This is a genomic window from Streptomyces sp. NPDC048352, assembly GCF_040651895.1.
Classification (GTDB): Bacteria; Actinomycetota; Actinomycetes; order Streptomycetales; family Streptomycetaceae; genus Streptomyces.
Genome location: NZ_JBEZKZ010000032.1, coordinates 53,223 through 78,574, shown reverse-complemented (window position 1 = coordinate 78,574; position 25,352 = coordinate 53,223). Strand labels below are relative to the sequence as shown.

The following is a 25,352-nucleotide window of genomic DNA, read 5'->3' as shown; positions in this document are numbered from 1 at the left end:
GCAAGGCGGAGGGCCGCCCGCGTACTGGACGTACTCGGGCAGGCCCGACAACGCGGCGAGGTGCGGTGCCAGGCGTCGCAGGGCAGGCGGGACTTTGCGGACACCCCCTAGGGTCCCCCCATGACCACTGGCACCTACCGGGACTACCTGCGCCGGCTCGGCATCACCGACCCGGGAACCCCCTCCGCGGAGGGGCTGTTCGCCCTCCAGCGCGCCCACGTGGAGCGCGTCTCCTACGACAACGTCGACATCCAGCTGGGCCGGCCGCCCGGCATCGACCCGGAGCTGTCGGCCCGCCGGATCGCCGCCGGATTCGGCGGTTACTGCTTCCACCTCAACGGCGGCTTCGCGGCGCTCCTGGAACACCTGGGCTACGACGTGACCCGCCACCTCGGCGGTGTCGAGGCGGACGCCTCCTCGCGCGCGGTCAACGGGCACCACCTGAGCCTGACCGTACGCACCGGCGGGACCGCGTACTGGGTGGACGTGGGGCTCGGGGACGGCCCGCACGAGCCGCTGCCGCTGCGCGAGGGCGCGTGGGAGCAGGGCGGCTTCCGCTACGCACTGGAGCGGCTGGAGCCCCTGGAGGGCGAGGGGCCCGGCTGGAGCTACCTCACCCCCGACAGCCCCATGCCCCGGGTGAACTTCCGTGACGCGCCCGCGACGACCGCCGACTTCGAGGAGACGCACACCTGGCTGTCCACCTCGGCGGACTCCTCCTTCGTACGGACCCTCGCGCTGTTCCGGCGCGACGCCGACGGCGTGGACGTCCTGCGCGGGAGGGTCCTGAGCCGCGTCACCGCCGGGAAGCCGGCGCGGGAACGGGAACTGGCCGGGCCCCGGGAGTTCTTCGAGGCCGTGGCCGGCACCTTCGGGCGGAACACCGACGACCTGACGGCGGCCGACCGGGAGGCCCTGTGGGGGCGGGTGGACCGGGCGCACCGGGCGTGGCGGGCGTCCCGCGAGGCCCGGCCACACCGGGCCGAGGGGCCTGAGGGGGCGGCCGTGGCGGCGTCCTGACGGCTTCGGTGTCGGTGCGGCCGGGCACACCGGGGGCATGTCCCACTCACCCCGACGCGCCTGCCCCTCCTGCGGCCGCGACTGCGCCGTGACGGCCGGCCGGATCGCCCGCCACGACCCGCCGGCCGGTCGTGGACGCGGTGACATGGTGTCCTGCCCCGGCTCCCGGGCCCGTGTGGTGCTCGGCGCCTCCGCCCCGGTGCTGGACGGGTTCGTCCTCGGACCGCATCCGGGTCAGCTGCCGCTGTTCTGAACCCGCCGGGCGCCCGCCCGGGTACGGGGGCCCACCCGGGTACGGGGGCCGCACGGACTGAGTACGCGTACGGATCCCCGTGCCGGTCCGCCCGGACAGGATGGCGGCATGACCTGGACCCCCCGCCCCGCAGCCGTCGCCGCGCCCCCGTCCGCCGGGGCCGCCCGGATCCGCGTGCGCGCGCTGGTCGCCGCCGTGCTGTTCGTGCCCGCGCTGGTGGTGGCGAAGATCCTGGTCCTGGCCACCGAGCAGGGCAGCCGCTGCCTGATGTACGGCGGCTGCGCGCCGTTCCCCGTCCTGCTGTTCCTGGCGCTGTCCGGTGCGGCGCTGGCGGCGACGGTGCTCGCGCTGGCCGGTCCGGAGCGGATGCGCCCGGGCGCGCTGACCGCGCAGCTCCTGCTGGAGCTGGTGGCGGTGGGGCTCGTCCCGGTCTTTCCCTGAGCCCGTTCCGGTGCCGCGCGTCTTTCCACAGGCTGTGGAGGAACCGCGCGTCCGGGCCGCTCCTAGGAGCCGCCCTCCGGCTCCTCTGACAGGGCGGCGCGGGCCGCCGTCCGCCAGGCCCCGGGCCCGCCCTGCGTCACCGAGGAGGCGTCGGCGTCCCCGGCCGCCGCCCACTCCCGGTACTCGCGGCGGGCTTCGGTCAGGCTCAGCCGGCCGTTGGGGCCGCCCCATACCCGGTCGGCGTCGGCGTCGTCCTGGCCGTCGTCCTCCCAGCCGCACTCGCCGCAGATCTCGAACAACGCGCTCGACCCCAGCGTCGGCTGGAAGCAGCAGGGGCAGTCGAAGACCTCGCCCGGGCGCCCCTGGCGCCGCTCGCGCACTGACGACACCGCCTACGAAATCGCCGTGCGGAGCCGGGCCACGTCGATGGGCTCGGTCTCGTCGTGGGCCGTCAGGTCGATGACCTGGCCCACCGCCCGCTGTTCGGGGGTGGCCGCCTTGAACTCCGGCTCGGCGTCGGTGCCCGCCGACTCCGCCTTGTGGACGGCGAGGGCCTCGGCTCCGACGACGTCGGCCAGGTCCTCGTTCTGCACGGACTCGATCGCGGCGCGGGCCTGCGCTGCGTTCTTTGTGCCGAAGAAGTCGAAGCCGCCCTCGACCCGGGAGGCGGAGCGGCGCTGGGCCGCGTACGGGGCCACGGGCGCCGCCGGCCGGCGGGCCGGGGCGGGGACCGCGGGGGCGGTGGCGGCCGGACGGGTGTGCGCGGCCGTTGCGGCGTACCGTTCCTGCGCCGTGCGCGCCAGCGCCGACATCGCGGCGTGCGCCCGGGCGTAGCCGACCGGGGTGGGCGCGCCGCTGCCGGTGCGCTCCTCGGACACCGCGGGCAGCTCCCTGGGGCCGGACGCCGGGGCCCCGGCGGCCTCGAGGGCCAGCAGGCGGCGCTTCTCCAGGGCACTGGCGCGCTCGGTCTCGGCGGTCGCGTACCGGCGCAGCAGCGCGGCGTGCTCGCCGCGCAGGCCCGCCAGTTCGACCCGCTTGGCGCGCAGCTTCGCGTCGAGCCGGGCGCGCAGGAGGCGCGCCTCCTCCAGGTCGGATTCGAGCTCGGCTATCCGCTCGTCGGTCTTCCACTCGTCCTTGACGCGCTCGCGCGCCAGCTCGGCCACCCGGCGGCCGGCCGCCCGGTCCCAGGAGCGCATGAGGACGGCACCGCCCACGCCCGCGGCCGCCGTGAGGGCGACGAGCAGGCGCAGGGCGAGGGGTTCCGCGAGCAGCCAGGCCGCGCCGGCACTGGCGACGGAAACCCCGGCGACGGCCGTCGGCGTGAGAAGTCGGTGGAGGGGCTCGGGATTGCGGTGGCGTCCACGGGGCATGGCCTGAAATTTACAGGGCGTGGGCGGCGCGTGGGGTACCCGCCCGGCAATCCTTTCCCGGGCGGCCACCCCACAATTGGCCATCAAGCGCCATCAAGCCGAACTACTGCTTCCGCAGCAGGCCCTTGGAGTCCAGATAGGCCTTCGCGGCGTCCGCCGGCTTGGCCCGTTCCGCGTCCACCTTGCGGTTCAGCTCGACGAGGTCGGCGGTCGTCAGCACCTTGGTCAGCCGGTCGAGGGCGGCAGCGACCTCCGGGGCCCCGGCGTCCTTGGCGTTGACGACCGGAAGCACGTTGTCGGCGTTCTGGAGCTTCTTGTCGTCCTCCAGCAGGACCAGGCCGTAGCCGTCGAGGGTGGCGTCGGTGGTGGTGGTCAGCACCAGCTGGGCCGCCCCGTCCTTGACGGCCTGCTTGGCCTGCGGGGTGCCGACGCCCTTGGGGTCGATACCGGAAACCGAGATGCCGTAGGTCTTTTCGAGCCCCGGTGCGCAGAAGGGCCGGACGGCGCATTCGTCACCCGCCGCGATCCGCACCTTCAGCCCCGACTTACCAAGATCGGAAAGCGTCTTCAGGTTGTTCTTCTGCGCGAATTCCCGGCTGACCGCGAAGGCGTTCTGGTCGACCGCCGCGCCCGCCGGCAGCGCCTTCAGCCCCAGCGGCGCCGCGAGCTTCTCCAGCGCCGCGACCGTCGCCGCCGCATCGCTGGAGGCCACCGGCTTGTCCTTGGGCGCGTCCGGTCCGTTCACCTTGGCGTTGAGGAACTCGGCGAGCGTGGCGGCGTACTCCGGGGCGACGTCGATCTCGCCCTTCTCCAGCGACGGCTCGTACAGCTCGCGGTTGTTGACGGTGGTGATCGAGGTGTCGTAACCGGCGGCCCTGAGCACCTGTGCGTACAGCTCGGCCAGCACGTTGGACTCGGTGAAGCCCGCCGCGCCGACCACCAGCCGGCCCTTGCCGCCCCCGGCCGGGGCGGAGGAGCCGCCGTCCTGGGACTTCTCCAGGCTCTCGCCCCCGCACGCGCCGAGCGATGCGGTCAGGGCCACCGCGGCCAGGGTCGCGCCGAGGATGCGCGTGGACTTGCTCATCATGCTCCTTGGGAATCAGGGGGAATCACAACACAGCGGGGACATCGGGCACCGGGGGCGGCCGGTGGGCGCGCCTCAGCGCGACGGGGCCCGCAGCAGCAGCCGGTCCGCGGCCACCAGCGCGCCCTCCACCAGCAGCGCCAGCAGGGCCACCAGCACCGCGCCCGCCACCACCTGCGGGGTGTTGTACGTGTTGAAGCCCGCGGTGATGATCCGGCCCAGGCCGCCCTGGCCGACCATCGCCGCGATCGTGGCGGTGGCGATGACCTGCACGGCACCCGAACGCAGCCCGGTCATCACCAGATCGCGCGCGAGCGGCAGTTCCACCCGCAGGAACAGCTGGCGGCCGGACATGCCCATGCCCCGGGCCGCCTCGACCACCGCGCGGTCCACCTCGCGCATGCCGACGTACGCGTTGGTCAGCAGCGGGGGCACGGCGAACAGCACGAGCGCGGCGATGGTGGGCACGTAGCCCGCGCTGCGCAGCGGCGACACCATGAACAGGGCGAGCACCGCGAACACCGGCACGGCCCGTCCGGCGTTGGAGACGTTCACCGCGAGCGTGCCGCCCCTGCCGAGGTGGCCGAGCCACAGCCCGACCGGCAGGGCCACCGCGCAGGCGATGGCCAGGGCGATCCCGCTGACGTAGACGTGCTCGCCGAGCCGGTGCCACACCCCGTTCTCCCCCGCCCAGTTGGCCCCGTCCGCCAGCCAGTCCCAGGCCTGCGCCAGCACGCCCATGCCCTCAGACCCCCTCGGCCTGCGCGGAGCGCACGGTACGCGCCGTACGCGGGGTGCGCGTCCACGGGGTCAGCAGCCGCTGCACGCCCAGCAGCAGGAGGTCCGCGACCAGCGCGAGCAGCACGCACAGCACCGAGGCGGTGAGCACCTGGGCCTTGAACGAGCTGTTCACGGCGGGGGCGATCAGGTTGCCCAGGCCGCCCTTGCCGACGATGGAGCCGACGGTGGTCAGCGCCACGGTCGAGACGGTGGCGATCCGCACCCCGGCCAGCAGCGCGGGCAGCGCCAGCGGGAGTTCGACCTGCCACAGCAGCCGGCCCGGGCCGTAACCCATCCCGCGCGCGGCTTCCCGTACGTCGTCGGGGACGGCCTCCAGGCCGGCCAGGACGTTGCGGACCAGGATGGTCAGCGAGTACAGCACCAGGCCGGTCACCACGAGCGCCGCCGACAGCCCGAAGAAGGGCAGCAGCAGGGAGAACATGGCGAGCGAGGGGATCGTGTAGAGCAGCGTGGTCAGGCCCAATACGGGCGCCGCCCAGCCGCGGCCGCGGCGGGCCAGCAGCGCCAGCGGCACGGACACGGCGACGCCGATGAACACCGACAGCGCGGTGATCCAGACGTGCTGGACGGTGGCGTCGGCGAGTTCCCCGGAACGGGAGCTGACGTACTCCCAGCAGATCCAGTCGTTCGCCACCAGGCAGCCCTGCCCGGCCATGCCGCTCACCCCCTTCCCCTCGCACACGTGTGCCGGAGACCGGCCTCGAGCGACCATAACCCCCGCTGCCCGCGTTGGCCGGAAACATTCGCACAGCCGCAACACTCCCCTGACGAACCCTTCGCCCATCCGGGCGGACGGGTGGGGGAGGATGAGGGGGTGATCCGATTCGAGCGAGTGACCAAGCGCTACCCGGACGGGACGACCGCCGTCGAGGACCTGTCCTTCGAGGTCGCGGAGGGCGAGCTGGTCACGCTGGTGGGCCCGTCCGGCTGCGGCAAGACGACCACGATGAAGATGGTCAACCGGCTGATCGAGCCGACATCGGGCCGGATCCTGCTGGGCGGCGAGGACATCGCGGCCGCCGATCCCGTCGAACTGCGCCGCCGGATCGGGTACGTCATCCAGCAGGTCGGGCTGTTCCCGCACAAGACCGTGCTGGAGAACACGGCGACGGTGCCGCAGCTCATCGGCACCCCGAAGGCCCGGGCCCGTGCCCGCGCGGCCGAGCTGCTCGAACTCGTGGGCCTGGACCCGGCCGTGTACGGGAGCCGGTACCCGCACCAGCTGTCGGGCGGGCAGCGCCAGCGGGTCGGCGTGGCCCGTGCGCTCGCGGCGGACCCGCCGGTGCTGCTGATGGACGAACCGTTCGGCGCGGTGGACCCGGTGGTGCGCGAGCGGCTGCAGAACGAGTTCCTGGCGCTCCAGCGGACCGTCCGCAAGACGATCCTGCTCGTCACGCACGACCTGGAGGAGGCCGTCCGGCTCGGCGACCGGATCGCCGTCTACGGGGAGGGCACCATCGAGCAGTTCGCCCGCCCGGCCGCCGTGCTCGCCGCGCCGGCCACCGCGTACGTCGCCTCGTTCGTCGGCGCCGACCGCGGGCTCAAGCGGCTCGCGGTCACCCCGGTCGACGCGGCCGACCTGACGGCCCCCGAAGGGCCGGCCCCCGCCGTGTCGGTGCCGCTGGGCGCCTCGTTGCGCGAGGCCCTCGCCGCCCTGCTCCAGGAGGACTCGGGCCGGATCGGGGTCACCGATCCCGGCTCCGGCGCGCTGGCCGGCGTACTGACCCCCGAAGGCGTCCACCGGGCGCTGCGCCGGGCCTCCCTCCAGGAGGCCTGACCGCCACCGCCGCCACGGCCGGCGCACGGCGCGGCGAACGGTGAAGGGCCCGGCCGGAGCCGGGCCCTTCACCTGCTTCTGCCTCTCCTGCGAGCACGGGGCTCAGGCCTGCATGCGGCCGCTCAGCCACACCAGCATCGGCGGGATCTCGCGGCGCCACGTGTTGAAGTTGTGGCCCCCGCTGTCGAGGATGATCGAGGAGACCCGGTCCGGGCCCTTGACCAGCTTCAGGAACTTCCTGGTGTCGTTCAGGTTGTCCTCGCCCTTCTCGCTGGTCGTCACCAGGAAGGACGTACCGGTCGGCTTCTTGTCCCGCAGGCTCTCCAGCACGTCCGCGCGGGCCTTCAGCTTCTGGTCCCCGTGGAACAGGTCACCGGTCGTCGCGTCGTCGGCCGCCTTGTAGTACGCCGACAGGCCCACGGCCGCGCCGAAGGTCTGCGGGTGGTGCGCGGCGATCTTCAGCGCGCAGTAGCCGCCCGTGGAGTTCCCGATGAAGCCCATGTTCTGCGGCTTCTTGCCCACCCGGAAGGTGGACTGGATGGCCTGCGGCAGGTCCTGCGCGAAGAAGGTCTCCGTCTGCGGGCCACCGGGTATGTCCACGCACTCGGTGTCGCGCGGCGGCGCGATGGTCGGGCGCAGCATGACCAGGATCATCGGCTTCATCTTGCCCGCCTTGGCCTGCTTGAAGGCCGTCATCGGGTAGTTCAGCCCTTTGATCAGGTTCTCGGCGGTGCCCGGGTAGCCCGTCAGCACGATCGACGCGGGGAAGTTGCGGTCCTTGTGCTGCGGCTGGAAGTACTCCGGCGGCAGCCAGACGTAGCCGGGGCTCGTTATCCTCGACTTCTGCCCGGTTATGGCGACCTTCAGGATCTGACCGCCGACCTGGGGCTTGGCCCCGCCGGGGACGTCCAGCTTCTGCTTGTCGAGGACCTTGATGTCCTTGCTGCTCATCGAGTGGTCGACGACCTTGCCGATGGAGGTCTCCTGGCCGAACAGGTCGGCCCAGGAACCGTAGAAGAGGAACGACTTGTTGGCCGCCAGACCGACTGCCGAGAACAGCGCCAGCTGGGTCGCGAGCAACAGGCCGATCCTGCCGAGGACCGAGCGCACGCCGCGCCCCGAGAGCTTCGGCCAGGCCCAGACCGTGACCGCGAACAGGGCCACGCCCGCGATGATGGCCAGGACCAGAACCGTATTACTGGTGAGACCCATGAGCAGTCAGTCGACTTTCTGATGGCAGGACCGGATTTTTCCGACGGAAGAGTGAACCCGTTCCCCGTCGATGTCGTCCTAGTGGACGCACCACACTCCGGAGGCTGTCGCGGCCTTCGGCCACATGATCTCTCGCGGAGCAACGGGAAGCGATGTCTAGCAGGATAGATGGCGATAAGTCGGGACAGGTTCCGAGTACGGTCCGGCGAATCTTCCGCGGACCACGGCCGGAGTCGGTGCCCGGCCTCGTAGGTACGGCCGTCATGATCGTCGGCCTTCTGGACATCGCGGCGGGCGTCTTCCCGCGATTCCGCCACAGCCGGTTCCACGCGGTCACCGAGGTGCTGCCCGGCTCCCTGGGCCCCTTCGCCGCGGCCCTGTCCATCAGCGCGGGCGTGCTCATCCTCCTCCTCGCGCACGGCCTCAAGCGCCGCAAGCGGCGGGCCTGGCGGGCCGCCGTCGTCCTGCTGCCCGCGGGCGCGGTGGCGCAGTTCGCGTACCGCCACTCCGTCATCGGCGTGGTCATCGCGGCCGTCCTCCTCGCGCTGCTGCTGCGCCACCAGAACGAGTTCAAGGCCCTGCCGGACCCGCGCAGCCGCTGGAAGGCCCTGGCCAACTTCGTCCTGATGAGCGCCGGCTCCATCGGCCTCGGCCTGGTCATCGTCAACGTGCACCCGGGCAAGGTCGTCGGCCGCCCCAGCCTGTACGAGCAGATCACCCACGTCGTCTACGGCCTCTTCGGCTTCGAGGGCCCCGTCGACTACGCCGGCCGGGTCTCCTGGACCGTCGGCTACTCCCTCGGCGCGCTCGGCATGCTGACCGCCGTCACCACGATCTACCTGGCCTTCCGCCCCGAGCACCCGGCCGCCCGGCTCACCTCCGACGACGAGGCGAAGCTGCGCGAGCTGCTCGCCAAGCACGGCGGCCGCGACTCCCTCGGCCACTTCGCGCTGCGCCGCGACAAGGCCGTCGTCTTCTCCCCCAGCGGCAAGGCCGCCGTCACCTACCGCGTCGTCTCCGGCGTGATGCTCGCCTCCGGCGACCCGGTCGGCGACGTCGAGGCCTGGCCCGGCGCCATAGAGCGGTTCATGGAGGAGGCCAAGGCCCACTCGTGGACCCCGGCCGTCGTGGGCTGCAGCGAGACCGGCGGCGAGGTCTGGACCCGCGAGACCGGCCTGGACGCCCTGGAGCTCGGCGACGAGGCCATCGTCGACGTCAAAGACTTCTCCCTGTCGGGCCGCCCGATGCGCAACGTCCGCCAGATGGTCAAGCGCATCGAGCGCAACGGCTACACCACCAAGGTCCGCCGGGTCAGCGAGTTGACCGAGGAGGAGCTGACGGCGGTACGCGGCGCCGCCGAGGCCTGGCGCGGCACCGACACCGAGCGCGGCTTCTCCATGGCCCTGGGCCGCGTCGGCGACCCGGGCGACGGCGACTGCATCATCGCCACCGCGCACCGCGTGGAGGAGGGCGACACCAGCCCCTTCGGCGACCTCAAGGCGATCCAGCACTTCGTGCCGTGGGGCGAGGACGGCATGTCGCTGGAGATGATGCGCCGCGACCGCGGTGCCGACCCGGGCATGAACGAGCTGCTGATCGTCGCTTCCCTTCAGCAGGCCCCCGGCCTGGGCATCGAGAAGGTCTCCCTGAACTTCGCGATGTTCCGCTCGGCCCTGGCCCGCGGCGAGAAGATCGGCGCCGGCCCGGTCCTGCGCGCCTGGCGGGGCCTGCTCGTCTTCCTCTCGCGCTGGTTCCAGATCGAGTCGCTGTACAAGTTCAACGAGAAGTTCCGCCCCCGCTGGGAGCCGCGCTTCATGGTCTTCCGCCACAACCGCGACCTGCCCCGCATCGGCTTCGCCGTGATGCAGGCCGAGGGCTTCGTGACGCTGGCCCTGCCGCGGCTGTTCGCCGGCCGCCGCCGCCCCAAGCCGGTCCGCACCTGCGCGCACACCCTGACGAAGGTCCCGTCCCAGCGGGAACGCGAGACCCAGGCGGCATAACACCGCTCGCACGGCGGCCCCGCCGCCCCGGACTCCGCCCCCCGGGGCCCCGTCGGCGTTCGAGCCGCGGGGGTCCGGGCGGGGCCGGAATATCCAGCCCCGCCGGCGTTTGAGGCGCGGGGGTCCGGGGGCGGAGCCCCCGGGGGGGTCCGGGCGCAGCCCGGGGAACGGGCGAAGGGCGGGGCGGGGAGCAGCCCGCGCAGCGGCACCCACCCCGCCCGGCCAGGGCAGCGGCTCACCACCGAACCGCCCGGCCAGGGCAAGGGCTCTACCCTGGAGCCCATGAACACCAACCGCGGCCCGGCCCCCCGTGGCACCGTCACCGGGCTGCCCGACTGGGACCGCTGCGCGGTCATGGGCGTCGTCAACGTCACCCCGGACTCCTTCTCCGACGGCGGCCGGTGGTTCGACACCACCGCCGCGGTCAAGCGCGGCCTCGAGCTCGTCGCCCAGGGCGCCGACCTCGTCGACGTCGGCGGCGAGTCCACCCGCCCCGGCGCCTCCCGCGTCGACGCCGAGGAAGAGCTCCGCCGCGTCGTCCCCGTCGTCCGCGGCCTGGCCTCCGAGGGGGTCACCGTCTCCGTCGACACCATGCGCGCGACCGTCGCCGCCCGGGCCGTCGCGGCCGGCGCGACCCTCGTCAACGACGTCAGCGGCGGCCTCGCCGACCCCGGCATGATCCCGGCCGTCGCCGCCGCCGAGGTCCCCTTCGTGGTCATGCACTGGCGCGGCTTCAGCGACGGCATGAACCGCCTCGCCGTCTACGAGGACGTCCTCGCGGAGGTCACCGCCGAGCTCCGCACCCGCATCGACGCCGTCGTCGCCGGCGGCATCGCCCCCGAGCGGCTCGTCGTCGACCCCGGCCTCGGCTTCGCCAAGAACGCCGAGCACGACCTGGCCCTGGTCGCCCGCCTCCCCGAGCTGCGCGCCCTCGGCTTCCCGCTGCTGGTCGCCGCCTCGCGGAAGCGTTTCCTCGGCCGGGTCCTGGCCGGCGGCGCCGACGCCACCCCGCCGCCCGCCCGCGAGCGGGACGCCGCCACGGCCGCCGTCTCGGCCATCGCCGCCCACCAGGGCGCCTGGGCCGTACGGGTGCACGAGGTACGGGCGACGGCGGACGCGGTTCGGGTGGCCCGCGCCGTGGAAGGGGCTCTTTGATCCGCCGGACGACCGTCCGGACGGGCCGGACGTACAGGGAAGGGGAACGGTGAGCCGTACCGACATCGAGGCCGTCGAAGAGGCCAACACGGCCTTCTACGGGGCCATGGAGCAGGGGGACTTCGACACGCTGTCGGCGCTCTGGCTCGAGGACGAGATCTCCTGCGTCCACCCCGGGTGGCCGGTGCTCTCGGGACGGGGCGAGGTGCTGCGTTCGTACGCGCTGATCATGTCGCACACCGAGTACATCCAGTTCTTCCTCACCGACACCAAGGTGGCCCTCATAGGCGACACCGCCCTGGTCACGTGCACCGAGAACATCCTCAGCGGGGGGCCCTCCCAGGAGGCCGGGGAGCTGGGTCCGCTCGTCGGCCAGCTGGTCGTCGCCACGAATGTGTTCCGACGCACACCGCAGGGGTGGCGGCTGTGGTCCCACCACGGTTCTCCCGTCCTGACGGACTCCGATGACGAGGAAGAAGAGGGCTCCGACTGACCCCAAGGGCGGGGCCCGGGGTTCGTCGCAGGTAAATTCGAAGGTGGACGACGCCGACCGCACTCGGCGTAGGCCCATGGCCCCGGGGAGCCCCGGGACCGGAAGCACCTACGAAAGCAGGAGTGATTCGCGTGGATCGTGTCGCGCTGCGCGGCCTCAAGGCTCGCGGGCACCACGGCGTCTTCCCCCGGGAACGCGAAGAAGGCCAGACCTTCATCGTCGACCTCGTGCTGCACCTGGACACCCGCCCCGCGGCGGCCGGGGACGACCTGGCCAAGACCGTGCACTACGGGCTCGTCGCCGAGGAGGTCGTGGACGTGGTCCAGGGCGAGCCCGTCGACCTGATCGAGACGCTCGCCGAGCGGATCGCCCAGCAGTGCCTCAAGCACGAGGCGGTGGCACAGGTGGAGGTCGTCGTCCACAAGCCGGACGCGCCCATCACCGTCCCCTTCGACGACGTCACCATCACGATCACCCGGAGCCGCGCATGAACAACGGACTGAACGCCCAGAGCGACCCCACGGTCCAGCCCGTGCCCGCCTCCGTCATGGAAGCGGTCGACGCGGCGGACGTCACCCTGTCCAACCCCAGGTGGGCCGTCGTCGCGCTCGGCGCGAACCTCGGCAACCGCCTGGACACCCTCCAGGGCGCCATCGACGCCCTCGGCGACACCCCGGGGCTGCGGGTCAAGGCCGTCTCCCCCGTCTACGAGACGGAGCCGTGGGGCGTCGAGCCCGGCTCGCAGCCCTCGTACCTCAACGCCGTCGTCGCGCTGAAGACCACCCTGCCGCCCTCCTCGCTGCTGGAGCGGGCCCACGCCATCGAGGAGGCCTTCGACCGGGTCCGCGAGGAGCGCTGGGGACCGCGCACGATCGACGTCGACATCGTGACGTACGCCGACGTGGTCTCCGACGACCCCGTCCTCACCCTCCCGCACCCCCGGGCGCACCTGCGGTCCTTCGTCCTGGCCCCCTGGCACGACATCGACGCCGAGGCGCAGCTGCCGGGCCGCGGGCCCGTCGCGGAGCTGCTGGGCACGATCGGCCTGACCGGGGTCACGGCGCGCCCCGACCTGGAACTCCGCCTGCCGGAGTAGCCGTTAGCTTGGGCGTACCAGTCACCGAGTGGGGATGTGCACGTGAAGCAACTGAGGCCGGCGGTCCTGGCGGGCATCTTCGTGATCGCCGGCGTGCTGTCCTGGGCGGGCGCCCGCCTGTGGAACGCGTACGGCACCCTGCCGGGCGTGCCGCTGGCCGCGCCGATCGTGCTGGCGGTGATCGCCGCCGTGCTGTTCGCGACGGCCCTGTCGATGCGGGCCCGCCTGAAGGCCCAGCGCGAGCGCCGGCCGGGGGCGAAGGGCGTGGAGCCGCTGATGGCGGCCCGGGCGGTGGTCTTCGGCCAGGCCAGCGCCCTGGTGGCGGCCCTCGTCTCCGGCATCTACGGCGGCGTCGGCGTCTTCCTGCTGACCGACGCCATGGACGTCCCCGCCCGCCGCGACCAGGCCTGGTACGCGGGCGGGTCGGTGCTCGCCGGGGCCGCCGTGATCGCCGCCGCCCTCTTCCTGGAGCACGTCCTGAAGCTCCCCGAGGACGACGACCCGGGCAAGGCCCCCGCCACGGCCTGAGCGGCCCGCGGCTCAGCCGTAGCGGTGTCCCAGCCACTCCCAGAGCCGGCGGCCCGGGCCGGGCCCGTGGTCCTCCCAGTCGCAGAACTGGAGGTCCGCGAGGACACCCTCGGAGGCGAACAGCGTCACCTCGCCGTCGTGGCCGCCGTCCGGGGCGATCAGCGACGCCCCAGCCACCGGGCCGAAGCGCCGGCCCGTCGGCGCCGCCGCCACGGCGTCCGTGTCCACGCTCAGGTAGACGCAGGGGCAGGCGCAGCCGCTGTCGCGCATCCGCGCGTACGGGATCTGCGCCCGCAGGGCCCCGTGGAGGTCGGACGCGCCGTCGAGCAGCAGCTCCAGCGTGCGCCGGACGTCCTCGCCGAGCGGCTCCCAGACGATCGGGGCACCGGCCCGGTCCGGCACCGGCTCAGCGCGCCATGATGAGGCTCATGGCCTCGTTGCGGGTCGCGGGGTCGCGCAGCTGGCCGCGGACCGCCGAGGTGATCGTCTTCGCGCCGGGCTTGCGGACCCCGCGCATGGTCATGCACATGTGCTCGCACTCGATGACCACGATGCAGCCGCGCGGGTCGAGGATCTCCATCAGGGAGTCGGCGATCTGCGTGGTCAGCCGCTCCTGGACCTGGGGACGGCGGGCGAAGACGTCGACCAGCCGGGCCAGCTTCGACAGACCGGTGATCTTGCCGTCGGTCGACGGGATGTACCCCACGTGCGCCACGCCGTGGAAGGGCACCAGGTGGTGCTCGCAGCTCGACATGACCTCGATGTCCTTCACCAGGACCATCTCGTCGTGGCCGAGGTCGAAGGTCGTCGTCAGGACCTCTTCCGGCTTCTGGTAGAGGCCGGCGAATATCTCCCTGTACGCCCGGGCCACGCGCGCCGGGGTCTCCAGCAGGCCTTCGCGGTCCGGGTCCTCGCCGACCGCGATCAGGAGCTCGCGGATCGCCGCCTCGGCGCGCTTCTCGTCGAACTCCCCGATCGTGCCCTCGCCACCGGTCAGGGTCACTGGGTCGGTCATCTCATCCTCGTTCCTGTGCGCACACGCGGCTTCGTACAAATGTGCCGCGCCCCCCAGGCTAGAACCTGGGGGGCGCGGCTTCCATTCCGGGTGGGTCAGGCTTCGGGGCGGTCCTCCGGAGCCACCTCGATGCCCTTCTCCGTGGAGACCGGCGCGGCCGCGGCCGTGCCGTTCGCGGAGTTCGTCAGCTGGAGCTCCTTGGGAGAGAGCACCGGCGGACGGGTGGAGGGGGTACGGCGGGCGGAACCGGTCCACGCCGGGCGGGCCGGGCGCTTCACGATCGTGGAGAAGATCTCGGCGATCTCCTCCTTGCCCAGCGTCTCCTTCTCCAGGAGCGCGAGGACGAGGTTGTCCAGGACGTCCCGGTTCTCGACCAGGATCTCCCAGGCCTCGTTGTGCGCGGTCTCGATGAGCTTCTTGACCTCTTCGTCGACCAGCGCCGCGACCTCTTCCGAGTAGTCCCGCGGGTGCGACATCTCGCGGCCCAGGAACGGCTCGGTGTTGTCCCCGCCGAACTTGATCGCGCCGAGGCGCTCGGTCATGCCGTACTGGGTGACCATCGCGCGGGCCGTCGCCGTGGCCTTCTCGATGTCGTTCGCCGCGCCCGTGGTGGGGTCGTGGAAGACCAGTTCCTCGGCCGCGCGCCCGCCCAGCATGTAGGCGAGCTGGTCGAGCATCTCGTTGCGCGTGGTCGAGTACTTGTCCTCGTCGGGCAGGACCATGGTGTAGCCCAGGGCCCGGCCGCGGGACAGGATCGTGATCTTGTGGACCGGGTCGGAGTTCGGGGAGGCCGCCGCGACCAGGGCGTGTCCGCCCTCGTGGTACGCGGTGATCTTCTTCTCCCTGTCCGACATGATCCGGGTCCGCTTCTGCGGGCCCGCCACGACGCGGTCGATCGCCTCGTCCAGCATGTGGTTGTCGATCAGCTTCTTGTCCGAGCGGGCGGTCAGCAGGGCCGCCTCGTTCAGGACGTTGGAGAGATCGGCACCCGTGAAGCCGGGGGTGCGGCGGGCGACGGCCGAGAGGTCGACGTCCGGTGCGACCGGCTTGCCCTTCTGGTGGACCTTGAGGATCTCCAGACGGCCCTGCATGTCCGGGCGGTCGACCGCGATCTGGCGGTCGAAGCGGCCCGGGCGCAGCAGCGCCGGGTCGAGGATGTCCGGGCGGTTGGTGGCGGCGATCAGGATGACGCCGCCCTTCACGTCGAAGCCGTCCATCTCGACCAGCAGCTGGTTGAGGGTCTGCTCGCGCTCGTCGTGGCCGCCGCCGAGACCCGCACCGCGGTGCCGGCCGACGGCGTCGATCTCGTCGACGAAGACGATCGCCGGCGCGTTGGCCTTGGCCTGCTCGAACAGGTCGCGGACACGCGAGGCACCGACGCCGACGAACATCTCGACGAAGTCGGAACCGGAGATCGAGTAGAAGGGAACGCCGGCCTCGCCCGCGACGGCACGCGCGAGCAGGGTCTTGCCGGTGCCGGGCGGGCCGTAGAGCAGCACGCCCTTGGGGATCTTGGCACCGACGGCCTGGAACTTCGCCGGCTCCTGGAGGAACTCCTTGATCTCGTGGAGTTCCTCGACGGCCTCGTCCGAACCCGCGACGTCGGCGAACGTCGTCTTCGGGGTGTCCTTGGTGATGAGCTTCGCCTTGGACTTGCCGAAGTTCATGACCCGGGAGCCGCCGCCCTGCATCTGGTTCATCAGGAACAGGAAGACGACGACGATGAGGACGAAGGGCAGGAGCGAGAGCAGCACGCTCAGGAACGGGCTGGTCTTGTCCGGCGTGACGGAGTAGCCGTCCGGGATCTGACCGGCTTCGTACTTGGTCTGGAGGTTCTGGGCGAGCTGGACGCCCTGATCCCCGATGTAGTTGGCCTGGAACTTGGTGCCGCTGTTGTTGCCGAGCTTCTGGCCCTTCTTCAGCTCGATCTTGATCATCTGGCTGTCACCGGTGGTCAGCTTGGCGCTGTCCACCTGGCCACTGTTGATCGCCTTGATGACCTCGCTGGTCTCCACCGACTTGTAGCCGCCGCCGGAGCCGACGACGTTCATCAACACGACCACGGCGAGGACGGCCAGCACGATCCACATGACCGGCCCACGGAAGTATCGCTTCACGTCCATCCATACGGGGCGCCAGGCACCCCGTCCCTCCTGCCCGTAGGTAAATGCTGCTGTGAGTAAAGACTGTTCTTCGGAATGTACCCCTGAATTGTCACCCGCGGCCTCGTGGGACGGCTGACAGACCCGCCTTCCCAAGCTCCAACGTCGGGGACCGCCCCCGGGTTCCCCGGGGGCGACACCGGTGACGGCCGGGGTCAGCCGCCGTAGACGTGCGGGGCGAGCGTGCCGACGAACGGCAGGTTGCGGTACTTCTCCGCGTAGTCGAGGCCGTAGCCGACGACGAACTCGTTCGGGATGTCGAAGCCGACCCACTCGACGTCGATGGCGACCTTCGCGGCCTCGGGCTTGCGCAGCAGCGTGACGACCTTCAGGGAGGCCGGCTGGCGGGAGCCCAGGTTCGACAGCAGCCAGGACAGGGTCAGGCCCGAGTCGATGATGTCCTCGACGATCAGGACGTGCTTGTCCTTGATGTCGGTGTCGAGGTCCTTGAGGATCCGCACCACGCCCGAGGACTGGGTCCCGGCGCCGTACGAGGACACCGCCATCCAGTCCATGGTGAGCGGGGTGGACAAGGCGCGCGCCAGGTCCGCCATCACCATCACGGCGCCCTTGAGCACACCGACGATGAGCAGGTCCTTGCCCGCGTACTCCGCGTCGATCTTCGCGGCCAGCTCGGCCAGCTTCGCGTCGATCTCTTCCTTGGTGATGAGCACCGACTGGAGGTCGTTGCCCATGTCCTTCTCGTCCACCCGCATCACTTTCGTTGTCGGCCGGGGCTCCGGGGGGTGTCCCCGGAGGACTCAGCCGTGTCTCAGCACCAATCAGCCCTGCCGGATGACAAGTCTGCCACCCTGCCGCTGGGCCTCGACGCGGCCGGGCAGGTTGATGGCGCCCTGGCCCCGCCATCCGGTGATGAGGCGGTCGACTTCCTCGATGTGCCGGGCGAAGAGGGAGCCGGCGGGCGAGCCCGCGGCGACGACGGCCCGGCGCAGCACCCGGCGGCGGACGGCGGGGGGCAGCGCGTACAGCTTGGCGCACTCCAGGCGGCCGTCCTCGTCGCGCACCCCCGCCTCGGCGTCGGCGGCCCACGCGTCGAGGGCGTCGGCGTCGTCCCGGGAGAGCTGTGCGGTACGGGCGAGCGCTTCCACGACTCCCTTGCCGAGCGCCTTCTCGAGGGCGGGCAGTCCCTCGTGGCGCAGCCGGGAGCGGGTGTAGGCGGGGTCGATGTTGTGCGGGTCGTCCCAGACCGGCAGGGACTGGACCATGCAGGCCTTGCGGGCGGTCTGCCGGTCCACCTGGAGGAAGGGGCGCCGGTAGCGCTTGGTGCGGCCGGGGGCCCCCGGGCCGCCCGAGGCCTCCGCCATGCCGGAGAGCGAGCGGATGCCGGAGCCGCGGGCGAGGCCCAGCAGGACGGTTTCCGCCTGGTCGTCACGGGTGTGGCCGAGCAGCACCGCGCAGGCCCCCAGCCGGTCGGCGGCCTCGTCCAGGGCGGCGTACCGGGCGTCGCGGGCGGCGGCCTCGGGTCCGCCGTCGCGGCCGACGCGCACGGCGACGGACTCCACCGGGTCGAGGCGGAGCGCGGTCATGCGGGAGACGACCTCCGCGGCGCGCAGGTCGGAGCCGGGCTGGAGGCCGTGGTCGACGGTGATGCCGCCGGCCCGGACGCCGAGCTTGGGCGCCTCGAAGGCGAGGGCGGAGGCGAGCGCCATGGAGTCCGCGCCGCCGGAGCAGGCGACGAGGACGAGCGGCTGGGTGCCGGCCGTGGCGCGGGGTGCGGGACTGTCGGTGAGGTCGGTGAGGACGTCGTGGAGTACGCGGCGGACCGCCAGGCGTATCGCCGCGACCGCAGGATGGGGACCCATGTCCGGTGCCCTTCGTGGAGTTCGGATGCTCGGAGGCTTCGGGTGTTGCGCCGGGGAAGATGCGGAATGTCACTCAGAGTGCGTCGATGGTGACAGAACCGAGCCGTTCCCTGAGCATCGCACGCCCTTCCACGGCCCACGGTCCCTCGGAAGGGTGATGCTGCTTCCCCCAGTGAGACATGTTTACGCCTCCTGTTTCACCTTTCTCCGGTGTCCGCGCCCCCCTTGCGGTGCACCCGGGCCACCCACTCGGCGGGGCGGGCGATCTCGGCCTTGGTCGGCAGCGTGTTGGGCGAGGTCCACACCCGGTTGAAGCCCTCCATGCCGACCTGGCCGACGACGGCCCGGACGAAGCGCTCGCCGTCGCGGTACTGGCGCAGCTTGGCGTCCAGGCCCAGCAGCTTGCGCAGGGCGGCGTCGAGGCGGCCCGCGCCGCTGGCCCGGCGCTGCTGGAACTTCTCCCGGATCTCGGCGACGGAGGGCACCACGTCGGGGCCGACCCCGTCCATGACGAAGTCGGCGTGGCCCTCCAGCAGGGACATGACGGCGGTGAGCCGGGCGAGCACCTCGCGCTGCTCCGGGGTCTGGACGAGTTCGACCAGCGAGCGCCCTTCGTCGCCGCGCTCGCCGTCGGCACGGGCTCCGGCGAAGGACTGGACGGCCTCGCGCAGCCGTTCGAGGACGGCTCCCGGTTCGAGTTCGGTGGCGCCGAGGAACGTCTGGATCTCGCCCTCCAGGTGGGCGCGCAGCCAGGGCACCGCCGTGAACTGGGTGCGGTGCGTCTCCTCGTGCAGGCAGACCCAGAGCCGGAAGTCGTGCGGGCTGACCTCCAGCTCGCGCTCGACGTGCACGATGTTCGGCGCGACGAGCAGCAGCCGGCCGCCGGTGGCGGCGCCGCCCGGCAGGTCGGGGCCGCCGGGCGCGAAGGTCTCGTACTGGCCGAGCACCCGGGAGGCCAGGAAGCTCAGCAGCATGCCCAGCTCGACGCCGGTGACCTTGCCGCCGACCGCGCCGATGACGGCGCCGCCGGGGGTGGCCGCGCGGCGGTCCTGCATCTTGCCGAGCAGCGGGCCGAGCAGTTCGCGGAAGCCCGCGACGTTGGCCCTGACCCAGCCGGCCCGGTCGACGACGAGGACGGGGGTGTCGGGGAGGGGTGACCCCTCCGGCATCATCCGGGTGAACGCGCGCACGTGCTCCTCGGAGGTCCTGGCGTGCCGGCGCAGTTCCGCCACCACGGCCCGGGCCTCGTCGCGGCTGACCTCCGGACCCGGCCTCACCAGCCGGGTCGCGGTCGCCACCGCGAGGTTCCAGTCGACCATCTCCGCACCACCGATGCTCGTCATGCGTCAACGGTACGTGGACCCGCGCCGCGGCGGATCCCCCTGGAGGTCAGGGGGTGGCGGCGACGGCCGCGGCCAGCTTGTCGAGGCCCTTCTCGGCAGCGGCCTTGTCGGGGGTGTTCGACGCCAGGAAGGCGAAGGCCAGGAGCCGCCCGGACGGGTCCACGACGGTGCCGGCGAGGGAGTTCACCCCGTTCAGGGTGCCCGTCTTGGCGCGCACCAGGCCGGCCGCCGGGGAGGTCGCGGTGTTGCGGGCGCGCAGGGTCCCGGTGAAGCCGGCGACGGGCAGTCCGGTGAGGACCGGCCGCAGCTCGGGGTGGCGGGGGTCGGCGGCCTTGGCGAGGAGGGCCGTCAGGTGGCGGGTGCTGAGCCGGTCGGCCCGGTTGAGGCCGCTGCCGTCGGCGAAGCGGGAGCCGGTGAGGTCGAGGCCGAGGGAGGCCAGCTTCTCGGTGACGGCCTTCTCGGCGCCCTCGAAGCTGGCGGGCTGCCCCGCGGCGAGGGCGGTCTGGCGGGCGAGGGCCTCGGCGATGTCGTTGTCGCTGTTGGTCAGCATCCGCTCGACGAGCCCGGCGAGGGGGGTGGAGAGGGTGGTGGCCAGCGGCTGGGCCCCGGCGGGGGCCTTCGCCTTGGCGGGTTCGCCGCCCACCTTGATGCCGCGGTCGCGCAGCAGGGCGGCGAAGGCGCGGGCGGTGTCCTTGGAGGGGTCGCCGGTGCGCGCGACGGGTCCGGAGGTGGAGTCGTCGGGGCGTCCCTCGTCGGCGGTGAGGGCGGTGACGGGGGCGATGTTGGTGTTGTCGTTGAGGGGGTGGAGGACGGCGCCGGTGTAGAGGGAGTCGTCGTAGCCGAGGGTCACGGTGTCGGTGCCGGCGGCCTTGAGCGCCTGGGCGGTGTCGGCGGCGAGGGCCACGAGGCTGCCGCCGGATCCGGCGGGGCTCTTCTTCTTGGCGGTCAGGGACGGGTCGCCGCCGCCGACCAGGACGATCTCCCCGGGCCCGGCGCCCGGGGTCACGGTGGTCCGGATGCGGTGTTCGGGGCCGAGGGCGGCCAGGGCCGCGCTCGCGGTGGCGATCTTGACGGTGGAGGCCGGGGTCATGGCCTCGCCCGCGCCCGACTCGTAGAGCACCTGGCCCGTCGCGGTGTCGACCACCGAGGCCCCGCGCACCGTGCCCAGCGCGGGGTCCGCCAGCAGGGGCGCCAGGGCCCCGGCGAGCGTGCCGCCGCCGGCGGGCGCGGCGTTCGCGGTGCGCGGGGCTAGCCCGGCCAGGACGCCGGGGGCGCTGGGCGCGGTCCGCGGCAGGCCCCCGGCGGCGTGATCTGCGCCACCCGTGCCGCTCCAGGAGGCGGCCCTGTCCCGCTCGGCCTTACGCTGGCCGGAGTCCCATGGACCGGCGGCGGCCACCGTCACCGCCGAGAGGGCGAGGCCGGCGACGGCCGACCCCGCGATGAGCTGCCACGTCTTGACCAATGGCACCTCGGACCAGCCCCTTTCGCGATCACACATATGCGTGAGGGACACTTAACCACTGCGTCTTGCCGCGAGCATGGCACCCCACCCGGCTGGGGGTACCACCCAGCGGTAGCCGGGGGAGGGCTGGGCCGGACGCGCTATCACTCGAAGCAGTCAAGCTTCGGCACGAGGCCGGAGCTGATCATGGAGGAGCAGGACGTGGAGTTCGACGTCACCATCGAGATCCCCAAGGGTTCGCGGAACAAGTACGAGGTGGACCACGAGACCGGCCGGATCCGTCTGGACCGTCGCCTCTTCACCTCGACCAGCTACCCGACGGACTACGGCTTCGTCGAGAACACCCTCGGCGAGGACGGCGACCCGCTGGACGCGCTGGTCATCCTGGACGAGCCGACCTTCCCGGGCTGCCTGATCAAGTGCCGCGCGATCGGCATGTTCCGCATGACGGACGAGGCGGGCGGCGACGACAAGCTGCTGTGCGTGCCGGCGTCCGACCCGCGTGTCGAGCACCTGCGCGACATCCACCACATCTCCGAGTTCGACCGCCTGGAGATCCAGCACTTCTTCGAGGTCTACAAGGACCTGGAGCCGGGCAAGTCCGTCGAGGGCGCGAACTGGGTCGGCCGCACCGAGGCCGAGGCCGAGATCGAGGCCTCGTACAAGCGCCTGGAGGCGCAGGGCGGCCACCACTGAGGCTCCGCGACGCCCGTCCGCAGCGGGCGGCACCCCCACACCGGGGGCGCCGCCCGCTGCGGCGTTCCCGGCCCCGCGACCCGTCCGGCCCCACCGGGAGCGCACGTGCCGCGGGTCCGGCCTTCTTTCGCCACGGACGAAACGATTCCGCATACTGATACCGCCAGGTGATCAAGGGTGGGAGGATGCGTGGCGCAGGCCGAAGGGCCCGGTCCCGAGGACCGGAAGCCGAAGTCCGACGAGGCGCGCAGCGCGTTCACCGCCCCGCCCGGGATGGAACCCGAGGTTCCGGACGACGACCAGCCGACCTCCGAGTTCGCCGTCCCCGACGGCATGGGCCCCGACGCGTTCCCCGCCGAGCCCGAGGGCTCCGCCTTCGCCACCCCGGCCACCTACAGCGCCAGCCACTCCCCGCCCGCCCACACCCCCCTCCCGGCCCCCGGCTTCCCCGTCTCCTCCCCCTGGCAGGACCGGATGCGCACCATGCTGCGCATGCCGGTGGACGTCCGCCCCGTGCCCGAGCCGGTCCAGAAGCAGAGCGAGTCCGGCCCCGCCGTGGGCCGCGTGCTCGACCTCACCCTGCGCATCGGCGAGCTGCTGCTCGCGGGCGGCGAGGGGGCCGAGGACGTGGAGGCCGCGATGTTCGCGGTGGCCCGCTCCTACGGGCTCGACCGCTGCGAGCCCACCGTCACCTTCACCCTGCTGTCGATCACCCACCAGCCCTCCCTGGTGGGGGACCCCGTCTCCGCGAACCGCACGGTGCGCCGCCGCGGCACCGACTACACCCGCCTCGCCGCCGTCTTCCGGCTGGTGGCCGACATCAGCACGCCCGACGTCGAGGTCTCCCTCGAGGAGGCCTACCGCCGCCTCGCCGTGATCCGCCGCAACCGCCACCCGTACCCCACCTGGGTGCTCACCGCCGCCGCCGGACTGCTCGCCGGGGCCGCCTCCACCCTCGTCGGCGGCGGGGTGACCGTCTTCTTCTGCGCCGCCCTCGGCGCCGTCCTCGGCGACCGCCTGGCCTGGTACTTCGCCGGCCGCGGGCTGCCGGAGTTCTACCAGTTCGTCGTCGCGGCGATGCCCCCGGCGGCGATCGGCGTGGCCCTGAAGATCGCCGAGTTCGACGTCCGCGCCTCCGCCGTGATCACCGGCGGCCTGTTCGCGCTGCTGCCCGGACGGGCCCTGGTCGCGGCCGTCCAGGACGGCCTGACCGGCTTCTACATCACCGCCTCCGCCCGCCTGCTGGAGGTGATGTACCTGTTCATCGGGATCGTGGTCGGCGTACTGGTCGTGATCTACGTGGGCCTCCAGTTCGGCGCCTCGCCGAACCCGGACGAGGTGCTCCAGATCCCGCACCGGCCGGTGCTCCAGATCTTCGCCTCGATGGTCCTGGTGTTCACCTTCGCGATCCTGCTCCAGCAGGAGCGCTCCACCGTGTGGATCGTGACCCTCAACGGCGGGGTCGCCTGGGTCACCTTCGGCGCGCTGCGGGCCGCGGAGCTGCCGCCGGTGCCGTCCACGGCCATCGCGGCCGGGCTGGTGGGCCTGTTCGGGCAGCTCTTCTCCCGCTACCGGTTCGCCTCCGCCCTGCCGTACGTGACGGCGGCCATCGGGCCGCTGCTGCCGGGCTCGGCCACGTACTACGGGCTGCTCTCGATCGCCGAGAACCGGCTGGACGCGGGGCTCGCCTCGCTCACCAACGCCGCCGCCATCGCCCTCGCGATCGCGGTCGGGGTGAACCTCGGCTCGGAGACCTCCCGGCTCTTCATGCGGATCCCCGGCGCGGGCAGCGCGGCCAAGCGGGCCGCGGCGAAGCGCACCCGCGGCTTCTGAGGCGCCCCCCGGCGCCCGGGTACGCGTACGCCCCGGAGACGGGCCGTCTCCGGGGCGCAAGGGGCTCTGGCGGGGCCGTCAGCGCTTGGCGTGGCGGCCGCGCTGGCCGGGGGCCGGCGGCTGCTGGTCCTGCTGCGGGTACCCGGGCTGCTGCGCGGGGGCCTCGGCCGCGTCGGTCTTCTTGGTCCTGCGGGACTTCAGCACCTCGAAGACCACCGGGATCACGGAGATCAGCACGATGCCGATGAAGATCGCCTCGACGTTCTTCTTGATGACCTCGAACTGGCCCAGCTGGTAGCCGAGGCAGGTGACACCCGCACCCCAGAGGACGCCGCCGATGATGTTGAAGGTCAGGAAGGTCCGGTACCTCATCGCGCCGGCGCCCGCCACCATCGGCGCGAACGTGCGGATCAGCGGCACGAAACGGGCCAGCACGATCGCCTTGGGGCCGTGCTTCTCCATGAAGTCGTGCGCCGCGTCCAGGTTCTCCCGCTTGAACACCTTGCTGTTCGGCCGGTTGAACAGCTTCGGGCCGAAGAACTTGCCGAGCAGGTATCCCACCTGGTCGCCGAGGATCGCGGACGCCGCGATCATCGTGCAGACCAGCCACAGCGGCTGGGTGATGTCGCCGCTGGCGACGAACAGACCGCCGGTGAACAGCAGGGAGTCGCCGGGCAGGAACGCGAAGAAGCCCGATTCCGCGAAGACGATGACCAGGATGCCGATCAGGCCGAATTGCCCGATCAGGTACTCCGGGGACAGCCACTCGGGGCCGAGGGCAAGCGTGTAGAGGGGTTCCACGTTTCCGGGCTCTCCTGGATCAGGGGGACGTCTGCGGTGGGGGACGCGACGAGGCAGGCGGTCTCAATTATGAACGCACACCGCCCCCACCGGGTTCCAGGGACCGGAGGGGGCGGTATCGGGAAAGGAGCGGTTACGCCTTGCGCACCGCGTTCGCCGTGATCGCGTCCCGCAGGTGCTCGGCGACGCCGGCCCCCATCGAGTCGTAGTACGCCTTGAAGCGCTCGTCCGCGACGTACATGTCACCCAGGCAGGTGTGCATCTCGTACGGGCAGTCGTAGTACCACTTCCCGATGTGCAGGCGGTGCTCCTCGGCCAGGTCCATGGCCGCCTCGCCCTCGGCCGGTGCGCCGTCCGCCACCAGGGCCGCGTAGCGGGCGCCCCAGTCGGCGACCTCGTCCTGGATCCGCTTCCAGTCGTCCTTGGTGTACGTGGCGGCCCGGCGCTGCGACTCGGCGTAGGCCTCCGTGCCGCCCCAGCGCTGCTCGGCCTCCTCGGCGTACTGCTCGGGGTCCTTGTCCCCGAAGACCTCGAACCGCTCCTCGGGCGTGAGGTTGATGCCCATCTTCTTCGCCTCCATGGCGTGCTCAACGGCCTTGGCCATCTGCTGGAGCCGGGCGATCCGCTCGGACAGGAGGGCGTGCTGCCAGCGCAGGTGCTCCCTCGGGTCCGATGTCGGATCGTCCAGCAGGACCGCGACCTCGTCGAGCGGGAAGCCGAGCTCCCGGTAGAACAGGATCTGCTGCAGCCGGTCCAGGTCGGCGTCGTCGTAACGCCGGTGTCCCGCGCCGCTGCGGCCGCTCGGGGAGAGCAGGCCGATCTCGTCGTAGTGGTGCAGGGTGCGCACCGTCACTCCGGCGAAACCGGCGACCTGGCCCACGGAGTAGCCCATCGCTTTCCGCTCCTCTGGTTGGGTACGCCCTCCACTGTGGTTCCTCACGCCGCGTGAGGTGCAAGTCCTCTTCCCGAAGAGGGGCAGCGGCGGGG

At 72.3% G+C, this 25,352-nt stretch carries 27 protein-coding genes; 12 read left to right on the top strand and 15 right to left on the bottom strand.

Annotated elements, in window-relative coordinates; translation table 11 throughout:
• The first annotated feature begins 120 nt into the window (after positions 1-120).
• The 3 genes from AB0D45_RS18640 (at position 121) to AB0D45_RS18630 (ending at position 1,714) form a co-directional block, all read left to right on the top strand.
• The gene (locus tag AB0D45_RS18640) at positions 121-1,020 is read left to right on the top strand and encodes an arylamine N-acetyltransferase (RefSeq protein WP_362460166.1); all 900 of its coding nucleotides are present in this window, start codon (positions 121-123) and stop codon (positions 1,018-1,020) included.
• Positions 1,021-1,057: 37 nt separating this feature from the next.
• Complete coding sequence (locus tag AB0D45_RS18635) at positions 1,058-1,273, top strand: hypothetical protein (RefSeq protein WP_361600374.1); 216 nt, start codon at positions 1,058-1,060, stop codon at positions 1,271-1,273.
• A 108-nt stretch (positions 1,274-1,381) separates the two neighbouring features.
• Positions 1,382-1,714, top strand: a complete 333-nt coding sequence (locus AB0D45_RS18630; protein ID WP_362460163.1) for a hypothetical protein — start codon at positions 1,382-1,384, stop codon at positions 1,712-1,714.
• A 62-nt stretch (positions 1,715-1,776) separates the two neighbouring features.
• Here the strand turns inward: AB0D45_RS18630 and AB0D45_RS18625 are convergent, their stop codons facing one another.
• The 5 genes from AB0D45_RS18625 to AB0D45_RS18605 all read right to left on the bottom strand — a co-directional run bounded on the left by AB0D45_RS18625 (position 1,777) and on the right by AB0D45_RS18605 (position 5,624).
• On the bottom strand, positions 1,777-2,094 hold the full coding sequence (locus tag AB0D45_RS18625) for a CPCC family cysteine-rich protein (protein WP_362460161.1): 318 nt from the start codon (positions 2,092-2,094) through the stop codon (positions 1,777-1,779).
• A 12-nt stretch (positions 2,095-2,106) separates the two neighbouring features.
• Complete coding sequence (locus AB0D45_RS18620) at positions 2,107-3,084, bottom strand: hypothetical protein (RefSeq protein ID WP_362460158.1); 978 nt, start codon at positions 3,082-3,084, stop codon at positions 2,107-2,109.
• A 103-nt stretch (positions 3,085-3,187) separates the two neighbouring features.
• Entirely contained in the window at positions 3,188-4,168 is a 981-nt protein-coding gene (locus AB0D45_RS18615; protein ID WP_362460155.1) for an ABC transporter substrate-binding protein, read from the bottom strand.
• 75 nt (positions 4,169-4,243) lie between these two features.
• Entirely contained in the window at positions 4,244-4,909 is a 666-nt protein-coding gene (locus tag AB0D45_RS18610) for an ABC transporter permease (protein WP_362460152.1), read from the bottom strand.
• A gap of 4 nt (positions 4,910-4,913) precedes the next feature.
• Entirely contained in the window at positions 4,914-5,624 is a 711-nt protein-coding gene (locus AB0D45_RS18605; protein ID WP_362460172.1) for an ABC transporter permease, read from the bottom strand.
• A gap of 159 nt (positions 5,625-5,783) precedes the next feature.
• On the opposite strand from AB0D45_RS18605, the gene AB0D45_RS18600 reads away from it, so the two are divergent.
• Positions 5,784-6,746 (top strand): ATP-binding cassette domain-containing protein, encoded by a 963-nt coding sequence (locus AB0D45_RS18600; RefSeq protein WP_361600392.1) that lies wholly within the window; start codon positions 5,784-5,786, stop codon positions 6,744-6,746.
• Between the two features lie 102 nt (positions 6,747-6,848).
• On the opposite strand, the gene AB0D45_RS18595 is transcribed toward AB0D45_RS18600, so the two are convergent.
• Positions 6,849-7,958 (bottom strand): alpha/beta hydrolase-fold protein, encoded by a 1,110-nt coding sequence (locus AB0D45_RS18595; RefSeq protein ID WP_361600395.1) that lies wholly within the window; start codon positions 7,956-7,958, stop codon positions 6,849-6,851.
• Between the two features lie 152 nt (positions 7,959-8,110).
• On the opposite strand from AB0D45_RS18595, the gene AB0D45_RS18590 reads away from it, so the two are divergent.
• The 6 genes from AB0D45_RS18590 to AB0D45_RS18565 all read left to right on the top strand — a co-directional run bounded on the left by AB0D45_RS18590 (position 8,111) and on the right by AB0D45_RS18565 (position 13,230).
• Positions 8,111-9,958, top strand: coding sequence for a phosphatidylglycerol lysyltransferase domain-containing protein (locus tag AB0D45_RS18590; RefSeq protein WP_361600398.1), 1,848 nt, complete (start codon positions 8,111-8,113; stop codon positions 9,956-9,958).
• Between the two features lie 282 nt (positions 9,959-10,240).
• Entirely contained in the window at positions 10,241-11,113 is an 873-nt protein-coding gene (gene folP, locus AB0D45_RS18585) for a dihydropteroate synthase (RefSeq protein ID WP_361600847.1), read from the top strand.
• A 49-nt stretch (positions 11,114-11,162) separates the two neighbouring features.
• On the top strand, positions 11,163-11,606 hold the full coding sequence (locus tag AB0D45_RS18580; protein ID WP_361600841.1) for a nuclear transport factor 2 family protein: 444 nt from the start codon (positions 11,163-11,165) through the stop codon (positions 11,604-11,606).
• 131 nt (positions 11,607-11,737) lie between these two features.
• On the top strand, positions 11,738-12,097 hold the full coding sequence (gene folB / locus AB0D45_RS18575) for a dihydroneopterin aldolase (RefSeq protein WP_362460147.1): 360 nt from the start codon (positions 11,738-11,740) through the stop codon (positions 12,095-12,097).
• The gene (gene folK, locus AB0D45_RS18570) at positions 12,094-12,702 is read left to right on the top strand and encodes a 2-amino-4-hydroxy-6-hydroxymethyldihydropteridine diphosphokinase (protein ID WP_362460144.1); all 609 of its coding nucleotides are present in this window, start codon (positions 12,094-12,096) and stop codon (positions 12,700-12,702) included. Before folB ends, folK begins: the two co-directional genes overlap by 4 nt.
• Before the next feature lie 42 nt (positions 12,703-12,744).
• Positions 12,745-13,230, top strand: coding sequence for a DUF3180 domain-containing protein (locus tag AB0D45_RS18565; RefSeq protein WP_362460141.1), 486 nt, complete (start codon positions 12,745-12,747; stop codon positions 13,228-13,230).
• 12 nt (positions 13,231-13,242) lie between these two features.
• Here AB0D45_RS18565 and AB0D45_RS18560 read toward each other — a convergent pair whose 3' ends face one another.
• The 7 genes from AB0D45_RS18560 to dacB form a co-directional block, all read right to left on the bottom strand.
• Positions 13,243-13,632 (bottom strand): hypothetical protein, encoded by a 390-nt coding sequence (locus AB0D45_RS18560; RefSeq protein WP_362460138.1) that lies wholly within the window; start codon positions 13,630-13,632, stop codon positions 13,243-13,245.
• A 4-nt stretch (positions 13,633-13,636) separates the two neighbouring features.
• Positions 13,637-14,245 carry a GTP cyclohydrolase I FolE gene (gene folE, locus AB0D45_RS18555; protein WP_361600828.1) on the bottom strand — a complete coding sequence of 203 codons (609 nt, stop codon included), beginning with the start codon at positions 14,243-14,245 and terminating at the stop codon, positions 13,637-13,639.
• Positions 14,246-14,340: 95 nt separating this feature from the next.
• The gene (gene ftsH / locus AB0D45_RS18550; protein WP_361600825.1) at positions 14,341-16,368 is read right to left on the bottom strand and encodes an ATP-dependent zinc metalloprotease FtsH; all 2,028 of its coding nucleotides are present in this window, start codon (positions 16,366-16,368) and stop codon (positions 14,341-14,343) included.
• A 194-nt stretch (positions 16,369-16,562) separates the two neighbouring features.
• Complete coding sequence (hpt, locus tag AB0D45_RS18545; protein WP_007264874.1) at positions 16,563-17,123, bottom strand: hypoxanthine phosphoribosyltransferase; 561 nt, start codon at positions 17,121-17,123, stop codon at positions 16,563-16,565.
• A gap of 66 nt (positions 17,124-17,189) precedes the next feature.
• Complete coding sequence (gene tilS / locus AB0D45_RS18540) at positions 17,190-18,230, bottom strand: tRNA lysidine(34) synthetase TilS (protein ID WP_361600821.1); 1,041 nt, start codon at positions 18,228-18,230, stop codon at positions 17,190-17,192.
• A gap of 197 nt (positions 18,231-18,427) precedes the next feature.
• Positions 18,428-19,573, bottom strand: coding sequence for a zinc-dependent metalloprotease (locus AB0D45_RS18535; protein ID WP_362460134.1), 1,146 nt, complete (start codon positions 19,571-19,573; stop codon positions 18,428-18,430).
• Positions 19,574-19,619: 46 nt separating this feature from the next.
• On the bottom strand, positions 19,620-21,071 hold the full coding sequence (gene dacB / locus AB0D45_RS18530; protein ID WP_362460132.1) for a D-alanyl-D-alanine carboxypeptidase/D-alanyl-D-alanine-endopeptidase: 1,452 nt from the start codon (positions 21,069-21,071) through the stop codon (positions 19,620-19,622).
• Positions 21,072-21,236: 165 nt separating this feature from the next.
• On the opposite strand from dacB, the gene AB0D45_RS18525 reads away from it, so the two are divergent.
• Positions 21,237-21,731 (top strand): inorganic diphosphatase, encoded by a 495-nt coding sequence (locus tag AB0D45_RS18525; protein ID WP_361600844.1) that lies wholly within the window; start codon positions 21,237-21,239, stop codon positions 21,729-21,731.
• 189 nt (positions 21,732-21,920) lie between these two features.
• Positions 21,921-23,564 (top strand): threonine/serine exporter family protein, encoded by a 1,644-nt coding sequence (locus tag AB0D45_RS18520; RefSeq protein ID WP_362460130.1) that lies wholly within the window; start codon positions 21,921-21,923, stop codon positions 23,562-23,564.
• A gap of 78 nt (positions 23,565-23,642) precedes the next feature.
• Here AB0D45_RS18520 and AB0D45_RS18515 read toward each other — a convergent pair whose 3' ends face one another.
• A complete protein-coding gene (locus AB0D45_RS18515; protein WP_361600809.1) occupies positions 23,643-24,365 on the bottom strand; it encodes a VTT domain-containing protein in 723 nt (240 codons plus the stop codon).
• Between the two features lie 133 nt (positions 24,366-24,498).
• The gene (locus tag AB0D45_RS18510) at positions 24,499-25,257 is read right to left on the bottom strand and encodes a MerR family transcriptional regulator (RefSeq protein WP_362460127.1); all 759 of its coding nucleotides are present in this window, start codon (positions 25,255-25,257) and stop codon (positions 24,499-24,501) included.
• Positions 25,258-25,352: the final 95 nt, after the last annotated feature.

Bases quoted from the DNA above. Each gene is read 5' to 3' on its own strand.
- dacB (WP_362460132.1), bottom strand. From the start codon at position 21,071: ATGTGTGATCGCGAAAGGGGCTGGTCCGAGGTGCCATTGGTCAAGACG.
- AB0D45_RS18595 (WP_361600395.1), bottom strand. From the start codon at position 7,958: ATGGGTCTCACCAGTAATACGGTTCTGGTCCTGGCCATCATCGCGGGC.
- AB0D45_RS18630 (WP_362460163.1), top strand. From the start codon at position 1,382: ATGACCTGGACCCCCCGCCCCGCAGCCGTCGCCGCGCCCCCGTCCGCC.
- AB0D45_RS18615 (WP_362460155.1), bottom strand. From the start codon at position 4,168: ATGAGCAAGTCCACGCGCATCCTCGGCGCGACCCTGGCCGCGGTGGCC.
- folE (WP_361600828.1), bottom strand. From the start codon at position 14,245: ATGACCGACCCAGTGACCCTGACCGGTGGCGAGGGCACGATCGGGGAG.
- hpt (WP_007264874.1), bottom strand. From the start codon at position 17,123: ATGCGGGTGGACGAGAAGGACATGGGCAACGACCTCCAGTCGGTGCTC.
- AB0D45_RS18610 (WP_362460152.1), bottom strand. From the start codon at position 4,909: ATGGGCGTGCTGGCGCAGGCCTGGGACTGGCTGGCGGACGGGGCCAAC.
- AB0D45_RS18590 (WP_361600398.1), top strand. From the start codon at position 8,111: ATGTCTAGCAGGATAGATGGCGATAAGTCGGGACAGGTTCCGAGTACG.
- ftsH (WP_361600825.1), bottom strand. From the start codon at position 16,368: ATGGACGTGAAGCGATACTTCCGTGGGCCGGTCATGTGGATCGTGCTG.
- AB0D45_RS18635 (WP_361600374.1), top strand. From the start codon at position 1,058: ATGTCCCACTCACCCCGACGCGCCTGCCCCTCCTGCGGCCGCGACTGC.
- folK (WP_362460144.1), top strand. From the start codon at position 12,094: ATGAACAACGGACTGAACGCCCAGAGCGACCCCACGGTCCAGCCCGTG.
- AB0D45_RS18605 (WP_362460172.1), bottom strand. From the start codon at position 5,624: ATGGCCGGGCAGGGCTGCCTGGTGGCGAACGACTGGATCTGCTGGGAG.
- AB0D45_RS18620 (WP_362460158.1), bottom strand. From the start codon at position 3,084: ATGCCCCGTGGACGCCACCGCAATCCCGAGCCCCTCCACCGACTTCTC.
- AB0D45_RS18640 (WP_362460166.1), top strand. From the start codon at position 121: ATGACCACTGGCACCTACCGGGACTACCTGCGCCGGCTCGGCATCACC.
- folP (WP_361600847.1), top strand. From the start codon at position 10,241: ATGAACACCAACCGCGGCCCGGCCCCCCGTGGCACCGTCACCGGGCTG.
- AB0D45_RS18510 (WP_362460127.1), bottom strand. From the start codon at position 25,257: ATGGGCTACTCCGTGGGCCAGGTCGCCGGTTTCGCCGGAGTGACGGTG.
- tilS (WP_361600821.1), bottom strand. From the start codon at position 18,230: ATGGGTCCCCATCCTGCGGTCGCGGCGATACGCCTGGCGGTCCGCCGC.
- AB0D45_RS18535 (WP_362460134.1), bottom strand. From the start codon at position 19,573: ATGACGAGCATCGGTGGTGCGGAGATGGTCGACTGGAACCTCGCGGTG.